The sequence below is a fragment of the Pseudomonas sp. K5002 genome, from assembly GCF_013386655.1.
Classification (GTDB): Bacteria; Pseudomonadota; Gammaproteobacteria; order Pseudomonadales; family Pseudomonadaceae; genus Aquipseudomonas.
Genome location: NZ_JACARK010000353.1, coordinates 1 through 20,097, shown reverse-complemented (window position 1 = coordinate 20,097; position 20,097 = coordinate 1). Strand labels below are relative to the sequence as shown.

Annotated in this window: 18 protein-coding genes and 1 pseudogene; 7 read left to right on the top strand and 12 right to left on the bottom strand. The window is 61.9% G+C overall.

Features of this window, described 5'->3' with window-relative positions; translation table 11 throughout:
• The 4 genes and pseudogenes from HX846_RS17265 to HX846_RS17250 form a co-directional block, all read right to left on the bottom strand.
• Positions 1 to 256 (bottom strand): annotated as a pseudogene (locus tag HX846_RS17265) (TonB-dependent siderophore receptor); the annotation flags it as partial.
• Positions 257 to 346: 90 nt separating this feature from the next.
• Positions 347 to 1,306 (bottom strand): FecR domain-containing protein, encoded by a 960-nt coding sequence (locus HX846_RS17260; protein WP_178965769.1) that lies wholly within the window; start codon positions 1,304 to 1,306, stop codon positions 347 to 349.
• Entirely contained in the window at positions 1,303 to 1,833 is a 531-nt protein-coding gene (locus tag HX846_RS17255; RefSeq protein WP_177035467.1) for a sigma-70 family RNA polymerase sigma factor, read from the bottom strand. The genes HX846_RS17260 and HX846_RS17255 overlap by 4 nt, the downstream gene beginning before the upstream one ends.
• A gap of 96 nt (positions 1,834 to 1,929) precedes the next feature.
• Positions 1,930 to 2,841, bottom strand: coding sequence for a LysR family transcriptional regulator (locus HX846_RS17250; protein WP_177039903.1), 912 nt, complete (start codon positions 2,839 to 2,841; stop codon positions 1,930 to 1,932).
• A 110-nt stretch (positions 2,842 to 2,951) separates the two neighbouring features.
• On the opposite strand from HX846_RS17250, the gene HX846_RS17245 reads away from it, so the two are divergent.
• On the top strand, positions 2,952 to 3,797 hold the full coding sequence (locus tag HX846_RS17245) for an oxidoreductase (RefSeq protein ID WP_177068284.1): 846 nt from the start codon (positions 2,952 to 2,954) through the stop codon (positions 3,795 to 3,797).
• A 71-nt stretch (positions 3,798 to 3,868) separates the two neighbouring features.
• On the opposite strand, the gene HX846_RS17240 is transcribed toward HX846_RS17245, so the two are convergent.
• The 7 genes from HX846_RS17240 to gloB all read right to left on the bottom strand — a co-directional run bounded on the left by HX846_RS17240 (position 3,869) and on the right by gloB (position 13,682).
• Positions 3,869 to 5,473: an ABC transporter ATP-binding protein gene (locus tag HX846_RS17240; protein WP_178965768.1), complete on the bottom strand. Its 1,605-nt coding sequence runs from the start codon at positions 5,471 to 5,473 to the stop codon at positions 3,869 to 3,871.
• 1 nt (position 5,474) lies between these two features.
• A complete protein-coding gene (locus tag HX846_RS17235; RefSeq protein WP_008435209.1) occupies positions 5,475 to 6,494 on the bottom strand; it encodes an ABC transporter permease in 1,020 nt (339 codons plus the stop codon).
• 1 nt (position 6,495) lies between these two features.
• On the bottom strand, positions 6,496 to 7,569 hold the full coding sequence (locus tag HX846_RS17230) for a microcin C ABC transporter permease YejB (RefSeq protein WP_177008574.1): 1,074 nt from the start codon (positions 7,567 to 7,569) through the stop codon (positions 6,496 to 6,498).
• A 1-nt stretch (position 7,570) separates the two neighbouring features.
• Positions 7,571 to 9,409: an extracellular solute-binding protein gene (locus HX846_RS17225; protein WP_003207465.1), complete on the bottom strand. Its 1,839-nt coding sequence runs from the start codon at positions 9,407 to 9,409 to the stop codon at positions 7,571 to 7,573.
• Positions 9,406 to 11,235 (bottom strand): extracellular solute-binding protein, encoded by a 1,830-nt coding sequence (locus HX846_RS17220; RefSeq protein WP_008435204.1) that lies wholly within the window; start codon positions 11,233 to 11,235, stop codon positions 9,406 to 9,408. The genes HX846_RS17225 and HX846_RS17220 overlap by 4 nt, the downstream gene beginning before the upstream one ends.
• Before the next feature lie 168 nt (positions 11,236 to 11,403).
• Complete coding sequence (locus HX846_RS17215) at positions 11,404 to 12,816, bottom strand: lytic transglycosylase domain-containing protein (RefSeq protein ID WP_008435202.1); 1,413 nt, start codon at positions 12,814 to 12,816, stop codon at positions 11,404 to 11,406.
• 98 nt (positions 12,817 to 12,914) lie between these two features.
• Positions 12,915 to 13,682: a hydroxyacylglutathione hydrolase gene (gloB, locus tag HX846_RS17210; protein ID WP_003207471.1), complete on the bottom strand. Its 768-nt coding sequence runs from the start codon at positions 13,680 to 13,682 to the stop codon at positions 12,915 to 12,917.
• Between the two features lie 65 nt (positions 13,683 to 13,747).
• Between gloB and HX846_RS17205 the strand changes: the two genes are divergently transcribed.
• The 3 genes from HX846_RS17205 (at position 13,748) to dnaQ (ending at position 15,871) form a co-directional block, all read left to right on the top strand.
• Positions 13,748 to 14,506: a class I SAM-dependent methyltransferase gene (locus HX846_RS17205; protein WP_003207473.1), complete on the top strand. Its 759-nt coding sequence runs from the start codon at positions 13,748 to 13,750 to the stop codon at positions 14,504 to 14,506.
• Between the two features lie 101 nt (positions 14,507 to 14,607).
• Positions 14,608 to 15,060 carry a ribonuclease HI gene (gene rnhA / locus HX846_RS17200; protein ID WP_003207474.1) on the top strand — a complete coding sequence of 151 codons (453 nt, stop codon included), beginning with the start codon at positions 14,608 to 14,610 and terminating at the stop codon, positions 15,058 to 15,060.
• A gap of 70 nt (positions 15,061 to 15,130) precedes the next feature.
• Positions 15,131 to 15,871 (top strand): DNA polymerase III subunit epsilon, encoded by a 741-nt coding sequence (dnaQ, locus tag HX846_RS17195; protein WP_177068311.1) that lies wholly within the window; start codon positions 15,131 to 15,133, stop codon positions 15,869 to 15,871.
• A gap of 3 nt (positions 15,872 to 15,874) precedes the next feature.
• On the opposite strand, the gene HX846_RS17190 is transcribed toward dnaQ, so the two are convergent.
• Positions 15,875 to 16,735 carry a LysR substrate-binding domain-containing protein gene (locus HX846_RS17190; protein ID WP_003207477.1) on the bottom strand — a complete coding sequence of 287 codons (861 nt, stop codon included), beginning with the start codon at positions 16,733 to 16,735 and terminating at the stop codon, positions 15,875 to 15,877.
• Positions 16,736 to 16,974: 239 nt separating this feature from the next.
• Between HX846_RS17190 and HX846_RS17185 the strand changes: the two genes are divergently transcribed.
• From HX846_RS17185 to HX846_RS17175, 3 genes are read left to right on the top strand one after another with little or no spacing between them, the layout of a single operon-like run.
• Positions 16,975 to 17,811, top strand: a complete 837-nt coding sequence (locus HX846_RS17185; protein ID WP_178965767.1) for a transporter substrate-binding domain-containing protein — start codon at positions 16,975 to 16,977, stop codon at positions 17,809 to 17,811.
• 3 nt (positions 17,812 to 17,814) lie between these two features.
• Positions 17,815 to 18,621, top strand: a complete 807-nt coding sequence (locus HX846_RS17180; protein WP_177117094.1) for a transporter substrate-binding domain-containing protein — start codon at positions 17,815 to 17,817, stop codon at positions 18,619 to 18,621.
• Positions 18,614 to 20,035 (top strand): FAD-binding oxidoreductase, encoded by a 1,422-nt coding sequence (locus HX846_RS17175; protein ID WP_177021967.1) that lies wholly within the window; start codon positions 18,614 to 18,616, stop codon positions 20,033 to 20,035. Before HX846_RS17180 ends, HX846_RS17175 begins: the two co-directional genes overlap by 8 nt.
• Positions 20,036 to 20,097 lie beyond the last annotated feature (62 nt).

Here is a 20,097-nt window from a genome sequence, read left to right as displayed (position 1 = left end):
AGCTGCCGTTGAGGCCCGGGCTGGTTTTGCCGCTGGCCAGGCTGTTGTGGCCGGCGAAAAAGATCCCGGACTGCTCGGCGAAGCTGTTCAGCACGTTGACCAACGAACCCGCGGCGATGGTGTAGTGGCGGGCCGTTTCCTGAGTCGACGGTGACTCGGCGGCTTGCGCGTCGAGCGCGCCCAGGCACAACAAGGTAGCAGTAACGGCCAGCGCCAGCGGGCGCAAAGTGAAGCGAACGGGTTGCGACATGAACATTCCCTTTGGATCAAATCGATCGGCGAATTGAAAGCATCTGCAGGGTTTACCGAACGAGTTTTGGAAAAGGGAACTGACGGCTGAAAGTTTTTATGCGCCTGGGTGTTTGGGCCTGACCGTGACCCACCACGGCATGAGCGTGTCGACCTGAATCGGCAGCGCGGCCTGTAGCAGGCGCAGTGCGTGGTCGCTGTCTTTGAGGGGGAACGAACCCATTACCGGCAATTGCGCCACGGCTGGATCACAGCCCAGGTGGCCGGGGCGAAAACGATTGAGTTCGGCGACCAGTTGGCCAAGCGGCAGGTTGTCGGCCAGCAGTACGCCACGGCTCCAGGCCTCACGGGTGGCGGATGCGGGTGAATGGAGATTGAACCCATCGCGGGTGAAGGCCACTTGTTGCCCGACCTCGATGATTCGTTGTTGCTGGCTGGCGGCGGTGCGCACTTCGACCCGACCTTCAAACACATTGAGCACGGTGCTGTCGCCGTCCTGCAACACGCTGAAGCGGGTGCCCAGGGCGCGCAGGCGGCCCTGTTGGGTCTCCACCAGGAACGGGCGGTTCGGGTCCTTGGCGGTCTCGATCAGCACTTCGCCGAAACGCAGGTGCAGCAAGCGCTGGACCCGGTCAAAACGTACATCCAGGGCGCTCAAGGCGTTCAACCACAGGCGACTGCCATCGTCCAGCAGCGCTTCGCGGGTTTCACCGCCGGCGGTTGCGTAATCCGCACTCCAGCCTCCCACCAACCGGGGCAGGGCGGTGTTGCGCCAGGTGCCCCAGGCCAGCGTTGAACCGGCACACAACACCAGCAGGGTCTTGAGCGTCTGGCGCCGAGAGCTGCGCAACGCACGGCTGGCGCTGTGGGATTGCTCGGCCAACGGCGCAAAGCGTTGGCTGACCCGTTCTACATAGCCCCAGGCGGCCTGGTGTTCCGGACTTTGCCCGAGCCATGCCTGCCAGTGCTGGGCAGCCTCTGGCTGATCCTGCAGGCGTACGTACCATTGGGCCGCTTGCTCAAGGCTGGCATGGCTGAGCTTTCCGGGGCTGTTCACTCCACGAGCATCCCGTCCAGTTCGGCTTCCAGCACCGCGCAATGCAGCAGCGCCTGGGCCAGGTATTTTTTCACCATCCGTTCGCCTACCCCGAGCTGTTCGCCGATCTGCTTGTAGGGCAGGCCGTGCAACTGCGCCAGCAGGAATGCCTCGCGGACTTTGTGGGGCAGCCGCGCGAGCATGGCGTCCACTTCGTACAGGGTTTCGACAATGATTGCCCGCTGCTCCGGCGACGGTTGCAGGGCTTGGGGCCGGTCCGCGAGGCTTTGCAGCCACGCTTGTTCCAGTTGGCGCCGGCGCCAGTGATCAATGCACAACCCCCGGGCGATGGTGGCCAGGTAGGAGCGCTCCCGCGTCTCATCGGCGTCGGCCGGCGGGCGCTTGAGTACCCGGATGAAGGTGTCATGGGCCAGGTCCGCCGCATCCCAGCGATTGCTCAGGCGCCGGCGCAGCAGCCCCAGCAGCCAGGAATGGTGATTGCCGTAGAGGTCGCTGAACGAGGTGGACGGGGTCGACACAGTATCCATGTGGCGCAGAAGCCTTGGCGTAAATAAGAATTGGTCGCGATTAAACCAAAGGGCCGGGCACTGCGCAAATGATATTGGTTTGCTTTTGCGGCGTTGTCAGCGCCCACGCTTTTCGGCAATCCATGCGGTGGCCAGGTCGATAAAGGCCCGCAGTTTCGGTTGGCTCTGGGTTCGGGCGGGGAAATACAGGTACAGCCCGCTGCTTGGCGGTACGAAAGATTGCAGCACGGGCTCCAGTGCGCCTGAAGCCAGGTCCTCCATGACCTCGAAATCACTCACGTACGCCAGGCCCTGGCCGGCCCGCGCGGCGGCGATCATCAGGTTGCGGTCATTGACGATCAACCCGCCTTGAACGCCGACCGTAAATTCCCGGCCCGCCCGCTCGAATTCCCAGCGGTGTGCCATGCCCGAGGTCAGGAAGCGATAACCGATGGTTTGATGGGCCGTGAGCGCTTCCGGCGTTGTCGGCTTGCCGGCCTTGGCAAAGTAGGCGGGAGAGCCCACCACCGACCAGTTCAGGTCCGGGGTCAGGCGCACGGCAACCATGTCTTTGTCGATGGATTCCCCCAGGCGAATACCGGCGTCGAAGCCCTCGGTCACCAGGTCCACCGTGGCATCGTCGAGGGAAATATCCAGCACCACATCGGGAAAGGCCTCGCGAAAACGCGGGATCAACGGCTCGATCAGCAACGTGCCCGACAACCTTGGCACCGTCAGCCGCAGAGTGCCCATGGGCCGGTCGCGGTAGCCACTGAGGGCCGCCAGCGCTTCGTCAATCTCCCCGGCGGCGGGGCGCAGGCGGCTGTAAAGCGTCATGCCGGCCTCGGTCAGCGCCACCCGGCGCGTGGTGCGCTGGAACAGCACCACACCCGTGCGCTTCTCCAGGGTCTTCACCGCATGGCTGACCGCCGTCGGTGTTACGCCGAGGCGTGCAGCGGCCTGGGTGAAGCTCTTCAGTTCGGCCACGGCGAGAAATTCGGTCAAGCCATTGAAGGGATCAAGGTTCATCGGTCAGCCATTATGAAATTCTGTTTCAGAGTGCTTGTAGCACGAGACGGTTTTTCAGGCTAATGCCTCAGCGTACCTTGGCTCCACATTCACTCCATCAGGTACGGATCATGACAACGGCACATTCCTTCAAGCGTGTTTGGCTGGTAACCGGGGCTTCCCGGGGCATCGGCGCGAAAATCGTCGCGGCAGCTCTGGCCCACGGTGATGCGGTGGTGGCGACGGCCCGCAACGCCCATACCGTTACCGAACGCTTCGGTGAGCAACCCGGGCTGCTGGCGGTGCAACTGGACGTGACCGACGAATCCCAGGCTGCCGACGTTGCCCGTGCCGCCATTGAGCACTTCGGGCGCATTGATGTGTTGGTCAACAATGCCGGTTTTGGCCTGCTGGGCGCGGTGGAGGAGGCGTCTGCCGATGAGGTTCGCCGCTTGTATGAAACCAACGTGTTCGGGCTGCTCAATGTCACTCGCGGTGTATTGCCGTTCATGCGCCAGGCGCGCAGCGGGCACGTGATCAATATTTCATCGGTGGGCGGCTTCCGTTCGGGTGCGGGGTTCGGCACGTACTGCTCGACCAAGTTTGCCGTTGAAGGGTTGAGCGAGGCGCTGCACGCAGAGCTGGCACCCTTGGGCGTCAAGGTGACGGTGGTGGAGCCGGGTTATTTCCGTACCGACTTCCTGGATGGCAACTCCCTGGTGGAGTCGCCCTTGATCATCGACGACTACGCCGCCACGTCCGGCGAGGTGCGCAAGCTGGCCAAGGTCTACAACCAGCAGCAACCGGGTAACCCGGAGCTGCTGGCAGTGGCCATGATCAAGCTGGTGGAAGCGCTGCATCCGCCGATGCGCCTGGCCCTGGGCACCGACACGTTGCAGGCGATTGAGGACAAGCTGGCCTACGTCAAGGAAGAGACCGCTGCCTGGCGTGAATTGTCGGCCTCAACCGATTTCTGACACCCAATGGCGTAGCAGCTGTCGAGCCGCAGCCTCGCTGGGGCTCGACAGCTGCTACGGTGGTTCTACTGCTAGGGGCCGGGCACCAAAAACGCCGCCTCCAGCAGTTGCCGGGTGTAGGCATGCTGGGGGTTGGCGAAGATCGCGGGTGCATCTCCCTGTTCAACCGCCTGCCCGTGTTTTACTACCATCAGTTGGTGACTCAAGGCCTTGACCACCGCCAGGTCGTGGCTGATGAACAGGTAGGTCAGGTTGTACTTGGCCTGCAGGTTGCGCAGCAGGTCCACCACCTGGCGCTGCACGGTACGGTCGAGGGCCGAGGTCGGCTCATCCAGCAAAATCAGCCGGGGCTTGAGCACCAGGGCGCGGGCAATAGCGATGCGCTGGCGTTGGCCGCCGGAAAATTCGTGAGGGTAGCGATTGCGGGTTTCCGGGTCCAGGCCCACTTCCTTCAGCGCGGCGATAATCGCCGCTTCCTGCTCGGCGGCAGTGCCCATCTTGTGAATACGCAGGCCTTCGCCGACGATCTCGCTCACGCACATGCGCGGGCTCAGGCTGCCAAACGGATCCTGGAACACCACCTGCATTTCCCGGCGCAGCGGGCGCACCTGTTGCTGGCTGAGCTTGTCCATCTGATGGCCTTCGAAGCGAATGCCACCCTTGCTCGCAATCAGCCGCAAAATTGCCAGGCCCAGGGTGGATTTGCCCGAGCCGCTTTCACCGACGATGCCCAGCGTCTGGCCCTGGGGCAGGCTGAAGTTGATGCCATCCACCGCCTTGACGTAATCGACGGTATTGCGCAGGAAGCCTTTCTTGATTGGGAACCAGACCTTCAGGTCATCGACTTCCAGCAACGGTGGGCCGACTTCATTGGTGGCGGGGCCGCCGCTGGGTTCCGCTGCCAGCAGCTCCTGGGTGTAAGGGTGCTGCGGCGCCTGGAACAGGCTTTCGCATTCGGCCTGCTCGACGATGCAGCCTTTTTGCATCACGCATACCCGGTGGGCAATGCGCCTTACCAGGTTCAAGTCGTGGCTGATCAACAGCAAGGCCATGCCCAGGCGCGCCTGCAATTCCTTGAGCAGCTCCAGGATCTTCAGCTGCACGGTGACGTCGAGTGCCGTGGTCGGTTCGTCGGCAATCAACAGCTCCGGCTCATTGGCCAGGGCCATGGCGATCATCACCCGCTGGCGCTGGCCGCCGGACAGCTCGTGGGGCAGGGCCTTGAGGCGTTTATGGGGCTCGGGGATGCCTACCAGTTCCAGCAGCTCCAGGGTGCGTTTGGTGGCCACCTTGCCGGTAAGCCCCTTGTGCAGGCCGAGCACTTCGTTGATCTGCTTCTCGATGGAGTGCAGCGGGTTCAACGAGGTCATCGGTTCCTGGAAAATCATCGCAATCCGGTTGCCGCGGATATGCCGGATGGTCTTTTCCTTCAGGGTCAGCAAATCGTGGTTGGCGTACTGGATCGTGCCCGACGGGTGACGTGCCAGCGGGTAGGGCAACAGGCGCAGGATCGAGTGCGCCGTGACCGACTTGCCCGAGCCGCTTTCGCCCACCAATGCCAGCGTTTCGCCGCGCTTGATATCGAAGCTGACGTTGTTCACCACACGCTGGTGGGTGTTGCCTACGACGAACTCGACGGAGAGGTCGCGGACTTCGATCAGATTGTCCTGATTCATCTCATTTCCTCGGGTCGAAGGCATCGCGAGCGGACTCGCCGATAAACACCAGCAGACTCAACATGATCGCCAGCACGGCAAACGCACTCATGCCCAGCCACGGCGCCTGCAGGTTGGATTTGCCCTGGGCCACCAGCTCACCCAGGGACGGCGAGCCGGCCGGCAAGCCAAAGCCCAGGAAGTCCAGCGCAGTGAGGGTGCCGATGGCGCCGGTCAGGATGAACGGCATGAAGGTCATGGTGGAGACCATGGCGTTGGGCAGGATATGGCGGAACATGATCGCGCCGTTCTGCATTCCCAGCGCCCGCGCCGCCCGCACGTATTCCAGGTTACGCCCGCGCAGGAACTCGGCGCGCACCACGTCCACCAGGCTCATCCAGGAAAACAGCAGCATGATCCCCAGCAGCCACCAGAAGTTGGGTTGCACGAAGCTGGCGAGGATGATCAACAGGTACAGCACCGGCAAGCCGGACCAGATCTCCAGGAAACGCTGGCCGGCCAGGTCGACCCAGCCACCGTAGAAGCCCTGCAACGCGCCGGCGATCACGCCGATGATCGAGCTGAGCACGGTGAGCGTCAGGGCAAACAGCACGGAAATCCTGAAGCCGTAGATCACCCGCGCCAGCACATCGCGGCCCTGGTCATCGGTGCCCAGCAGGTTGTCCCGTGACGGCGGGGCGGGGGCCGGAACTTTCAGGTCGTAGTTGATGCTCTGGTAGCTGTACGGAATCGGCGCCCACAACGTCCACGCGTCCTTGGCCTTGAGCAGCTCCTGGATATAGGGGCTCTTGTAGTTGGCTTCCAGCGGGAATTCGCCGCCGAAGGTGGTCTCGGGGTAGCGCTTGAGCGCCGGGAAATACCAGTCGCCGTCGTAGTGCACCGCCAGCGGCTTGTCGTTGGCGATCAGCTCGGCGCCCAGGCTCAGGCCGAACAGGATCAAAAACAGCCACAGCGACCACCAGCCACGCTTGTTGGCCTTGAAACGCTCGAACCGGCGACGATTGAGGGGGGATAGATTCATCTCAATGCTCCCGGCTGGCGAAGTCGATGCGCGGATCGACCAGGGTGTAGGTGAGGTCGCCGATCAGCTTCACCACCAATCCCAGCAGGGTGAAGATAAACAGGGTGCCGAACACCACCGGGTAGTCGCGGTTGATCGCCGCTTCAAAGCTCATCAGGCCCAGGCCGTCGAGGGAGAAGATCACTTCCACCAGCAACGAGCCGGTGAAGAAGATGCCGATAAAGGCCGACGGGAAGCCGGCAATCACCAGCAGCATCGCGTTGCGAAACACATGGCCGTACAGCACGCGGTGGTTGGTCAGGCCCTTGGCCTTGGCGGTAACCACGTACTGCTTGTTGATCTCGTCGAGGAAGCTGTTTTTGGTGAGCAGGGTCATGGTGGCGAAGTTGCCGATCACCAGGGCGGTCACCGGCAGGGCAAGGTGCCAGAAGTAATCGAGGATCTTGCCGCCCCAGCTCAACTCATCAAAGTTGTTGGACGTGAGCCCGCGTAACGGAAACCAGTCGAAGTAACTGCCGCCGGCGAACACCACGATCAGCAGGATCGCAAACAGGAACGCCGGGATCGCGTAGCCGACGATGATCGCCGAGCTGGTCCACACGTCAAAGTGGCTGCCGTGCCGCGTAGCCTTGGCGATCCCCAGGGGGATCGACACCAGGTACATGATCAGGGTGCTCCATAATCCGAGGGAGATGGACACCGGCATCTTTTCCTTGATCAGGTCGATGACCTTCGCATCGCGAAAGAAGCTGTCGCCAAAATCCAGCCGGGCGTAGTTCTTGACCATGATCCACAAGCGTTCCGGCGCCGATTTGTCAAAGCCGTACATCTTCTCGATTTCCTTCACCAGCGCCGGGTCCAGGCCCTGGGCGCCGCGGTAGCTGGAACCGGCCACCGAGACTTCGGCACCGCCCCCGGCAATCCGGCTGGTGGCGCCTTCAAAGCCTTCGAGCTTGGCGATCATCTGCTCCACCGGGCCACCCGGGGCGGCCTGGATGATCACAAAGTTGATCAGCAAAATGCCGAACAGGGTCGGGATGATCAGCAGCAGTCGACGAAAAATATAGGCCAGCATCTCAGTCGCCCCCGCTCGCCGGATCGGCGCTCTGGTTGGTGTCCACGGTTATCGCAGGTTTCACGTCGGGTTTGCTCCACCAGGTGGCGGTGCCGACGTCATACCGTGGCGAGACCTTCGGATGGCCGAGGTGGTCCCAATACGCCACGCGGAAGGTCTTGATGTGCCAGTTGGGGATCACGTAGTAGCCGAACTGCAGCACGCGGTCCAGGGCCTTGGCGTGGGCCACCAGGCTCTTGCGCGAGTCGGAGTCGATGAGTTCTTCCACCAACTGGTCGATGGCCGGGTCTTTCAGGCCGATGTAGTTGCGGCTGCCGGGCTTGTCGGCGCTGGACGACTTCCAGTACTCGCGCTGCTCGTTACCGGGCGATGAGGATTGCGGGAAGCTGCCCACCACCATGTCGAAATCCCGCGAACGGATGCGGTTGATGTACTGCGAGATGTCGACCCGGCGAATCACCAGGTCGATCCCCAGGTCTGCCAGGTTGCGCTTGAACGGCAACAGGATGCGTTCGAACTCGGTCTGTGCCAGCAGGAACTCGATGGTCACTGGCTTGCCGGTGGTGTCGACCATCTTGTCGTCGACGATCTTCCAGCCGGCCTCTTGCAGCAGTTGATAGGCCTCGCGCTGCTGGGTGCGGATCATGCCGCTGGCGTCGGTCTTCGATGGCTCGAAGGCTTCGGTAAACACCTGGGGCGGGATCTTGTCCCGCAGCGGTTCAAGAATCGCCAGCTCATCCGGGCCGGGCAGGCCGGTGGCGGCCATCTCGGAGTTTTCGAAATAACTGCGGCTGCGGGTGTAGGCGCCGTTGAACAGTTGCTTGTTGCTCCATTCAAAGTCCAGCAACAGGCTGATGGCCTTGCGCACCCGCACATCCTGGAACATCGGTTTGCGGGTGTTGAACACGAAGCCCTGCATGCCGGTGGGGTTGCCGTTGGGGATTTCTTCCTTGATCAGGCGGCCCTGGGTGACGGCGGGGGTGTTGTAGGCATTGGCCCAGTTTTTCGCGCTGATTTCCAGCCAGTAATCGAACTGCCCGGCCTTGAGGGCTTCGAGGGCCACGGTGTTGTCGCGGTAGTAATCGGTGACCCGGTAATCGAAGTTGTAGAAACCCTTGTTGATCGGCAGGTCCTTGGCCCAGTAGTCCTTGACCCGCTCGTAGCGGATCGAACGCCCGGCCTTGACCTCGGCCACCTTGTACGGGCCGCTGCCCAGCGGAATCTCCAGGTTGCCCTTGGAGAAGTCGCGGCCCTCCCAGTAATGCTTGGGCAACACTGTCAGTTGCCCAAGGATCAGCGGCAGTTCGCGGTTGTTGGTGCGCTTGAACTTGAACAGCACCCGCAGCGGGTCTTCGGCGATCACTTCGTCGACATCGGCGTAGTAGGTCTTGAAGATCGGCGAGCCGTCCTTCATCAGTGTCTGGAAGCTGAACACCACGTCTTCGGCACGGATCGGGTGGCCGTCGTGGAAGCGCGCTTCGGGGCGGATGTAGAAGCGCACCCAGCTGTTGTCCGGGGCCTTTTCGATCTTGCCGGCCACCAGCCCGTATTCGGTGATGGGTTCGTCCAGGCTTTGCTGGGCGAGGGTGTCGTAGATCAGGCCGATATCATCTGCCGGCACGCCCTTGCTGATGAATGGGTTGAGGCTGTCGAAGCTGCCCATGCTGGATACGCGGAAGGTGCCACCCTTGGGGGCATCCGGATTTACGTAGTCGACGTGTTTGAAATCGGCGGGGTACTTGGGCGGTTCGTTGTAGAGGGTCAGGGCATGTTGCGGGGCCGCATTGGCCGCGGCGCAAAACAGCAGGCTGCCAAGGATCGCAGTACGCAAAGGTATCATTGGGCTTTCTCCGAAGCTTTCAGCCACCATGCGCTCAGGCCCAGGCTGTAGGGCGGCGTGGTGACGAAGGCGAACCGGTTGCGGTACGCCAGGCGATGATAGTTGAGGTACCAGTTGGGAATACTGTAGTGCTGCCACAGCAGGACGCGGTCCAGCGCCCGGCCGGCGGCCAACTGTTCTTCACGGGTTTGCGCCGCCAGCAGTTGGTCCAGCAGGTGGTCGACCACCGGGTTGGCGATGCCTGCGTAATTCTTGCTGCCCTTGATCCCCGCCTGGCTGGAGTGGAAATACTGCCACTGCTCAAGGCCGGGGCTGAGGGTCTGGTTGAGGGTCATCAGAATCATGTCGAAGTCGAACTGATCGAGGCGTTGTTTGTACTGCGCGCGGTCTACCGTGCGCAAGCGGGCATCGACGCCGATGCTTGTCAGATTCTCGACATAGGGCTGCAGGATGCGCTCCAGGTTCGGGTTCACCAGCAGAATCTCCAGCCTCAGCGGCTGCCCGTCACTGTTGAGCAAGCGTTGCCCGGACAGCTTCCAGCCGGCGTCCGCCAACAATGCGAGGGCGCGGCGCATCGTGTCGCGAGGAATGCCACGACCGTCGGTCTGGGGCAGGCTGAATGGCTGGGTAAACAGGTTGGCCGGCAGTTGGTCGCGATAGGGCGACAGCATCAGCCACTCATGACCGGTCGGCACGCCGGTGGCGGAGAATTCGCTGTTGGGGTAATAGCTGAGGCTGCGTTTATAGGCGCCGCTGAACAGGGTGCGGTTGGTCCACTCGAAATCGAACATCAGCCCCAAGGCTTCGCGGACCTTGGCCTGGCTGAAGGCCGGGCGCCGGCTGTTCATGAACAGTCCCTGGCTCTGGGTCGGTATCTGGTGGGCGATCTGCGCCTTGATCACATCGCCGCGGTTGACCGCCGGGAAGTTGTAGCCGTTGGCCCAGTTCTTCGCCTGGTGCTCGATATAGATATCGAACTCGCCGGCCTTGAACGCTTCGAAGGCCACGTCGCTGTCTCGGTAGAACTCCACCTCGACCTTGTCGTAGTTATACAAACCACGGTTGACCGCCAGGTCCTTGCCCCAGTAATCCTTGACCCGCTCGAACACCAGTTGTCGCCCGGGGCTGACCTTGCTGATGCGGTAAGGTCCACTGCCCAGCGGCGGCTCGAACGTGGTGGCCTTGAAGTCGCGGTTTTTCCAGTAATGCTGGGGCAATACCGGTAGCTCGCCCAGGCGCAGGATCAGCAACGGGTTGCCGGCGCGCTTGAACACAAAACGAATGCGATGCCGGTTAAGAATGTCGACCCGGGCCACTTCCTGCAGGTTGGTGCGGTACTGCGGGTGGCCTTCGGTCAGCAGCGTGCGATAGGAAAACGCCACGTCGTAGGCGGTGATCGGCTTGCCATCGTGAAACCGCGCTTCAGGGCGCAGGTTGAACACTACCCAGCTGCGGTCCTCGCTGTATTCCACCGATTGGGCAATCAGGCCGTAGCTGGAAGTCGGCTCATCGCCAGAGGGGGCGTACTGGCCGGTGCCTACCATCAACGGCTCATTGAGCTCGTTAACCCCATATTGCAGGAAATTGGCGGTGGAAACCGGGCTGGAACCCTTGAAGGTGTACGGGTTGAGGGTGTCGAAAGTGCCAAACGCCATGACCCGCAAGGTGCCGCCCTTGGGCGCTGCGGGGTTTACCCAGTCGAAGTGGGTGAATTTGGCCGGGTACTTGAGCGTGCCGAACTGCGCATAACCGTGGCTCTCGGTAATGGTCGCGTTCGCGGAAAAGCTCAAGGCCAGACTTATTAGTAGAAGGAGGGGACGCTTCAAGTCAGGGATCCGATCCAGGCGGCTTGGGCTTTATGAACCGTACAGTAACAGCTTGTTCCGATTGGAAAAAGGCTGGCGCCGCAGGAGGGAGACTACAGGCTTGGATGGGGGTTGGCAGGGTGAAGAACAAAGGGGGAGCTGTTGCCAGTTCCCCCTCGTGTTTGCTGCTTAGCGCGGCCCGGAAACCACCAGCATCTGCCCAGGTTTCAGCGCCTGGCCAGTGCGTGGGTTCCAGCGCTTGAGATGTTGCATCTCGACGTTGAAGCGCTTGGCGACGATGTACAGCGAATCGCCTTTCTTGACCTTGTATTGCACCGGCTTCTTGCTGTCGGCCTTGGCCACCAGCTTGCGGGTGTCCTGCATCACCAGGGTCTGGCCGACCTTGAGCGCCTGCCCGTTGAGCTTGTTCCAGCGCTGCAGGTCATGTACATCGACCTTGTTGGCCTTGGCGATCAGCGTCAGGTTGTCGCCGCTGCGCACCTTGTAGTTGCGGGTGCGACCGGCAATGGCCTTGTGCTCAACGTCGTCGAACACCGGCTTTTTCGGGCGCATGCTCAGCAATTCTTCGGGCTTCATCGCCGAAAGGCTGCTGGCCAGCAGCTGCGCCTTGGACGTCGGCACCAGCAAATGCTGCGGGCCGTCCAGGGTGGTGCGCTGTTTCAAGGCAGGGTTGAGCTGGAACAGTTCGTCTTCGTCAATCTCGGCCAGCGCGGCGACCCGTGACAGGTCCATGCTGGTCTTGATTTCTACCACTTCGAAGTACGGCGTGTTGGCGATCGGGTTCAGGTTGACGCCATACGCCTCGGGGGCCAGCACCACCTGGGACAGCGCCAGGAACTTGGGCACGTAGTCCTTGGTTTCCTGGGGCAGTGGCAGGTTCCAGTAGTCCGTCGGCAAGCCGAGCTTCTCGTTACGCTCGATGGCTCGGCTGACCGTGCCCTCACCGGCGTTGTAAGCCGCCAGGGCCAGCAACCAGTCGCCGTTGAACATGTCATGCAGGCGCGTCAGGTAGTCGAGGGCGGCGGTGGTGGAGGCGGTGATGTCGCGGCGGCCGTCGTAGGCGCGGGTCTGACGCAGGTTGAAATAGCGCCCGGTGGCGGGAACGAACTGCCACAGGCCGACCGCATCGCTGCGGGAATAGGCCATTGGGTTGTAGGCACTTTCAATCACTGGCAGCAGCGCCAGCTCCAGCGGCATGTTGCGTTCTTCAAGGCGTTCGACGATGTAATGAATGTAGAGGCTGCCGCGTTCGCCGGCGTTCTCGAGGAAGGATGGGTTGCTGGCAAACCACAATCGTTGCTGTTCAATGCGCGGGTTGACGCCTAACCCGTCCTGCAATTGAAAGCCCCGGCGCATGCGTTCCCAGACATCCTGGGGCACTTCCGGGCTTGGCTTCTCTGATAGCCATAGGGGTTTTTGCTTGATCTTGGCGGTAAGGTTTGGCTTGGGTTGCACGGTGGATTGTGCGGCAAAATGGGTCGATTGGCAGCCCGCCAGAGTAGCGGACACAGCCACCGCCACGGCTTGAGCCAGGCGGGTCAATGCGTCTGAATGGTTGGTTTTACGAATAGATGACGACATTGGCTGGAAGTAAGTTCCGGGCAAAAATGTCGGGCGATTCTAGAAAGCGCGTGGGTTGCGGTCAACCATTCAGAAATTACGTACTAAATTCCGCGCGCTTAGAACGTATCTTTCCACGACCTCAAGCTAGCAAACACCTCACTCCCGGCCCGGTTATCGCGGCCATTCCGTTCGTCCGCTTTTTCTTTAACGGATGTTTCAGAGGTTCGCAGAAAAGGGTTGGTGCGTTTTTCCAGGGCCAAAGTCGAAGGCAATGTTATCTGGCCGTTCGCCCGCAGTTGCCGCACGTTCTCCACCCGTTCGGCGATATCCGCGTTATGCGGTTCCACGGCCTGGGCGAATTTCAGGTTACTTTGTGTGTATTCGTGGGTGCAGTACACCAGCGTGTTGGCCGGCAAGGCCGCCAGGCGCTCCAGTGAGGTGTGCATTTGCTGCGGGGTGCCTTCGAACAGGCGGCCACAACCGGCGGCGAAGAGGGTGTCGCCACAGAACAGCACGCCCTCGTGATAAAAGGCGATGTGCCCCAGGGTATGGCCGGGTACGGCAAACACCTCGAAGTCCCAACCCAGCACGTTGATGCGGTCGTTATCCTGGAGTGCCACGTCCCGCGCCGGGATCTTTTCATTTGCCGGGCCGTAGACCGTGGCGCCTGAAACACTTTTAAGTTGCTCGACGCCGCCGACATGATCATGGTGATGGTGAGTCACCAGGATGTCGCTGAGGGTCCACTCGGGATGCTGCTGGAGCCAGGCCAGCACGGGCGCGGCATCACCGGGATCGACCACCGCGCAGCGCTTGTTCGGCTGATCCTGTAACAACCAGATGTAGTTATCGGTGAAGGCGGGCAGGGCACTGATCTGTATCATTCTTTGATTCGCCAAGCTGAACACATTGGTGCATCTTAGAGCTTCTTGGCGCGTTGGAGAATGCAATGACTGATAAAGCGTTCGCCCAGGCCGATCCCGAGTGGCTGGCACTGATCAGTGCCGCCCGTGAATGGCTGTCCGGGCCTGTCGGGCAATTTTTACTGGATGAAGAACGGCGCATGCTCGAAGACGAGCTGGGTCGGTTCTTTGGTGGTTACCTGGTGCATTACGGGCCGTCGGCACAAACCCCGCCGTCGGCACCCCAGGTGCAACGCAATGTGCGCCTGGGGGCGCCGCTGCCGGGGGTTGAAATCGTCTGCGAGGAGCAGGCCTGGCCGTTGAGCGAGCATGCGGCCGATGTGGTGGTGATGCAGCATGGCCTGGATTTCTGCCTGTCGCCCCACGGTTTGCTGCGCGAAGCGGCCAGCAGCGTGCGCCCTGGTGGCCATTTGCTGATCATTGGCATCAACCCCTGGAGCAGTTGGGGCTTGCGCCATGTGTTCGCCCATGACGGGCTGCGCCAGGCGCGCTGCATCTCGCCGTCGCGAGTCGGCGACTGGTTGAACCTGCTGGGCTTTGCGCTGGAGAAACGCCGCTTCGGGTGCTATCGTCCGCCGCTTGCGTCTGCCAAGTGGCAAGGCCGGCTGGCCGGCTGGGAACGCAGGGCCGGTGCCTGGCAATTGTCCGGCGGGGGTTTCTACCTGTTGGTGGCGCGCAAGATCGTCGTTGGCCTGCGCCCGGTGCGCCAGGTGCGTCGCGAGCCGATGGGCAAGCTGGTGCCGATGCCGATGGCCAAGGTCAATCGCAAGCAGAGCGAACAGTAAACATACCTTTTTGATTTCAGGTCGAGCCTCTCGACCTCGGGCACTTGTCGGTCGATTATCGGCAACCCGCTTTGATGGATCCCGCTTTAATGGACAGTGAAATGACCGATACCGTAGAACTCTTCACCGATGGCGCCTGCAAGGGCAACCCCGGCCCTGGCGGATGGGGCGCCTTGCTGGTGTGCAAGGGCGTGGAGAAGGAACTGTGGGGCGGCGAAGCCAACACCACCAACAACCGTATGGAACTGATGGGCGCGATCCGTGGCCTGGAAGAGCTCAAGCGCCGTTGCGACGTATTGCTGGTGACCGACTCCCAGTACGTGATGAAGGGCATCAACGAGTGGATGGTCAACTGGAAGAAGCGCGGCTGGAAGACTGCGGCCAAGGAGCCGGTGAAAAACGCCGACCTGTGGCAATTGCTCGATGAGCAATGCAATCGCCACAACATCACCTGGAAATGGGTGCGCGGGCACATCGGCCATCCCGGCAACGAGCGGGCCGACCAACTGGCCAACCGCGGTGTGGATGAAGTGCGCGGCTACAAACAGAGCTGATGCCGTCTGACGTGTTAAGATCCCGCCCCTTGAAATGTACCAAACCGTTGAGAGCTGAACCCTGATGGCCATCCGATCTGTTGTACTCGATACCGAAACCACCGGCATGCCGGTGACCGACGGCCACCGGATCATTGAAATCGGCTGTGTCGAACTGATGGGCCGCCGCCTCACCGGCCGGCACTTCCACGTCTACCTGCAACCGGATCGGGAAAGTGACGAAGGCGCCATCGGCGTCCACGGCATCACCAACGAATTCCTGGTGGGCAAGCCACGGTTTGCCGAAGTGGCGGATGAGTTCTTTGAGTTCATCAACGGCGCGCAACTGATCATCCATAACGCGGCGTTCGACGTTGGCTTCATCAACAACGAATTCGCGCTGATGGGGCAGACCGACCGGGCTGATATTACCCGGCACTGCTCGATCCTCGACACCTTGATGATGGCGCGTGAGCGTCACCCGGGCCAGCGCAACAGCCTCGACGCATTGTGCAAACGCTATGGCGTCGACAACTCCGGCCGTGAACTCCACGGCGCGTTGCTCGACTCCGAGATTCTCGCCGACGTCTACCTGACCATGACCGGTGGCCAGACCAGTCTGTCCCTGGCCGGTAATGCCTCGGACGGCAATGGTTCGGCGGAAGGCTCGGGCAATCGTCCTTCGGAAATCCGCCGCCTGCCAGCGGATCGCCGGCCCACTACGATCATTCGTGCCAGCGAGCAGGACATGGCCGAGCATGCAGCGCGCCTCGAGGCGATCGCCAAGTCTGCCGGCGCACCCGCGCTATGGACCCAATTGACCCAGCAATAACCGTCACCCCAGCGCCAGCCCCTGGCTGGCCCTGATCAGGTCATATGCCTTGCGCGCAATCGGGTTCGCCGTGTTCGGACGGATCCACAGGTAGTACGTGACCTCCGGCATCCTCGGCAATCCATCGTTTTCCCCCAATACCCGCATATCCGGCCCTAGCATCTCCATGCTCCGTGGGGTCACGCCCAGCCCTGCGCGGGTCGCGGCCTTGATGCCGATCAGGTTCGATGCCAGGTACGCCTGGCGCCACGGGATATTCGCCCGTTCCAGCGCCTCAAGGGCGTAGCGCCGATAAATGCTCGGCTCATCCACCAGAATCAATGGCAGCGGCTCGCTTGGCGAGTGAATGTATTGCGCCGAACAAATCCACCACACCGGCGAGGTGCGCAGTGCAAAGCCCTCCAGGTTGGCATCGGCGCGGGTGGAAATCACCATGTCGACCTTGCCCCGGTGCAGGTCATCCATCAGGAACGGGCTGCGCCCGACGTCGATCTCCAGGCGCAGGCGCGGTGCCGAGCGGGCGATGTGGCTGAGGATCGGCGGCAGGATGGTGTCGGCGATGTCGTGGGGCGAGCCGATACGCAGTACGCCGCTGAGGCTGCTTTCCCGCAGGGAATTGAGTGCATCGTCATTCAGCGAGAGCATCTGCCGCGCATGCCGCAACAGCTGCATCCCGGGTTCTGTCAGTTGTTTTTGCCGGCCACGTTTTTCAAACAGGCTGACGCCCACTTGTTGTTCCAGACGCTGCATATGCTGGGTGACGGAAGATTGTGTGCGTGCCAGGTGAGTGCCGGCTTCGGCAAAGCTGTGGTGGTCGACCACGGCGATAAAGGTGCGGAGCAGTTCAAGATCGAGGGTCGACATGGCCATTCCAGGGCGTTTTTATATCAAGGGTGCGAAGATAAACATTACAGATGTTTATGTTTTGTCGCGCCGGGTTTTTACGAGGGCTAATGAATTCGAGTATATGGCCAAAAGTCAGCGCGTCCATATACGGGAAGTTATAACGATATTAGATATTTGAATTTCCGTTAGCCCGGCACTCTCCCTAGCATGCCCCCACATCAGGTCGGGGTACGCCGATCGCTAATGAGGGGAGTTCCATGGGGTTTGTGCGCGCGGCGGTAAAACGAAGGTTGCCTGTGGTCCTGGGCGCGTTGATCGCCCTGGGCGGCAGCGCAGTGGCTCAGGCCGATGCGACCCTGGATAAGATCCAGCAGCGCCATGTGCTGGTGGTCGGCGTGCTGCTGTCTGGCGGGCCGTTTGGCGGCATCGACCCCACCACCCAGAAGCCCAAGGGCTTGAACGTCGACCTGGCCAACGAGCTGGGCCGTCAGTTGGGCGCCGAGGTGCAGCTGGTGCCGGTATTGCCGGCCAACCGTGTGCAGTTCCTGCAACAGGGCAAGGTCGACCTGCTGATCGCCAATATGGAATGGACCGCCGAGCGTGGCGAGATCCTCGGGTTCGTGCCGACGCCGTTCTACAAGATCGGCGGCACTGCTGCCGTACTCAAGGACAGCAAGATCACCCGCTGGGAAGATCTCAAGGACCAGCCGGTGTGCACCTCCCAGGGCAGCAGCTACGTCAAGCCGCTGACCGAACTGGGCGCGCAGATCAAGGCCTTCAAGAGCTCTTCGGAATCCCTGCTGGCCCTGCGCGGCAACAACTGCGTCGCCGCGGTGCATGACTCCACCCTGGTCAACCCGCTGATCAACGACAGCGCCGAATGGAAGGATTATCGCACCCTCAGTCCCGAGTTGAACCCTGCGCCATCGGTGATCTGGACCCGCCGTGGCGAGAGCGACACCCAGGCCAAACTCGACCCGATCGTCAAGGAACTGCACCGCAGCGGCTGGCTGATCGAAGCCCAGACCCGCAACCACATCACCCCGGCGTCCCCGGCGCTGGTGGAGTTGCAAAAACAGTTCAAGGGCGCCTGACACATGACATTGAGAACCCTGACTGCCTTGGGCCTGGCACTGTGCGCCAGCCTGGTCCACGCCGACGCCACCCTCGACAAGATCCAGCAACGCCACGCCATCAGCGTCGGCGTGATCCTCAGCGGCCCGCCGTTCGGCACCATCGACCCCAAGACCGGCGAACACCTGGGCTACAACGTCGAACTGGCCAAGGGCCTGGGCCAGGCGCTGGGTGTGGAGACCAGGACCGTTTCGGTACTGGCGCCCAACCGCGTGCAGTTCCTGCAACAGGGCAAGGTCGACGTGCTGATCGCCAACATGCAGTACACCGACGAACGCGCCGAGATTCTCGACTACGTGCCCACGCCCTATGAAGAAGTCGGCGGCGCGGCGTTGATCCGCAAAGGCGCCGGGATCACCCAGTGGGCCGACCTCAAGGACAAGCCGGTGTGCGTGTCCCAGGGCAGCAACTTCATCAAGCCGTTGCAGGAAACCTACGGCGCGCAGATCAAGGCGTTCCGCAGCCAGTCCGAATCTTTGCTGTCGTTGCGCGGCAATGGCTGCGTGGCGGCGGTGCACGTCAGCCCGACCATGCACGCGCTACTCGGCGATGCCGAATGGTCCGGCTACGAGATCCCGTTGCCGGGGGATTTGATCCCGTCCAAATCCGTGATCTGGATCCGCAAAGGCGAACACGACACCCAGGCCAGGCTCGACGCCATCGTGCGCGACTGGCATCGCAGCGGCTGGTTGATCGCCCTCGGCGAACGTACCGGCATGGCTCCGTCCCAAGCCCTGCGTGATCTGCACGAGCAGTACAGCCATGAGTGAAGCGCTATTCGCCACCCTGCAACAACTGCTCGGCGCCGCCCATGTGCAGCGCAGTGAAGATGCCGCCCAGTACCTGACCGACAAACAGGGCCGCTACACCGGCCAGGTGATCGCCGTGGTGCACCCGGCCAACACCGAGGAAGTGGCCGCCGTGGTGCGTGCGTGTGTCGCCCTGGAAGCGCCCATCGTGGTCCAGGGCGGCAACACCGGCCTGATGGCGGGTGCCACACCGGATGCCAGCGGCCGCGCGGTATTGTTGCTGCTCGACCGCATGAACCGGGTGCGCGTGATCGATACCGACAACGACACCCTGACCGTCGAAGCCGGCTGCATCCTGCAAAACATCCAGGACGTGGCCCGTGAAGCCGGTCGCCTGTTTCCATTGAGTCTGGGCGCCGAAGGCAGTTGCACCATCGGCGGCAACCTTGGCACCAATGCAGGCGGCACCGCCGTGCTGCGTTATGGCAACACCCGCGAGTTGACCCTGGGCCTGGAAGTGGTGACCGCCGAAGGCGAAATCTGGAATGGCCTGCGAGGGTTGCGCAAGGACAACACCGGCTACGACCTGCGGGATTTGTATGTGGGCAGCGAAGGTACCCTCGGGATTATCACCGCCGCGACCCTGAAGCTGTTCCCGCTGCCCAAGGCCCAGGCGACAGCGCTGCTGGCGTTTGACGAGTTGGCCCAGGCGGTGGCGTTCCTGTCCCATGCCCGCGCCGGTTTTGGTGCAAACCTCACTGCATTCGAATTGCTCAGCGCCGATTGCCTGGCGTTGCTGCGCGAGCAATTTCCCGAGGGCCCGCAACCGTTTTTCAACGCCAGCCAACCCTGGTTTGCCTTGCTGGAGCTGTCGGATAACCACGGTGAAACCCACGCCCGCGAAGCCTTCGAAACGGTCCTCGGTGAAGCCTTCGAACAGTCACTGCTGGCCGACGCACTGATCGCCGAAAGCCTGGCGCAAAGCGAAGCGCTATGGCTGCTGCGGGAGAACATGAGCGAAGCGCAGAAGCGTGCCGGACGCAATATGAAGCACGATATCTCGGTGCCCATTTCGCAAATCGTCGCCTTCGTCGCCCATACCGATGCGCTGTTGCAGACGCATTTCCCCGGTGTTCGCAACTTCACGTTCGGGCACCTGGGGGACGGCAACCTGCATTACAACGTCGCCCATCCGCTGGATTCAACGGTTGACGAGCACATGCGCAACTACGCCGAATTGAGCTTGCTGGTACACGACAGCGCCCACGCCCACGGCGGCTCCATCAGCGCCGAACACGGGATTGGCCAGCGCAAGGTCGGCCTGCTGGGCCGCTACAAAAGCCCGGTGGAACTGGACCTGATGCGCCGCATCAAGCGGGCCCTCGACCCGAAAAACCTGCTCAATCCCGGCAAAGTCCTGGAGGTACAGCCATGACCGTTCACCTGTCCAAGCGGGTGCAGCGCGTGTCGCTGTCGGCCAATGCGGCGGCCAAATCC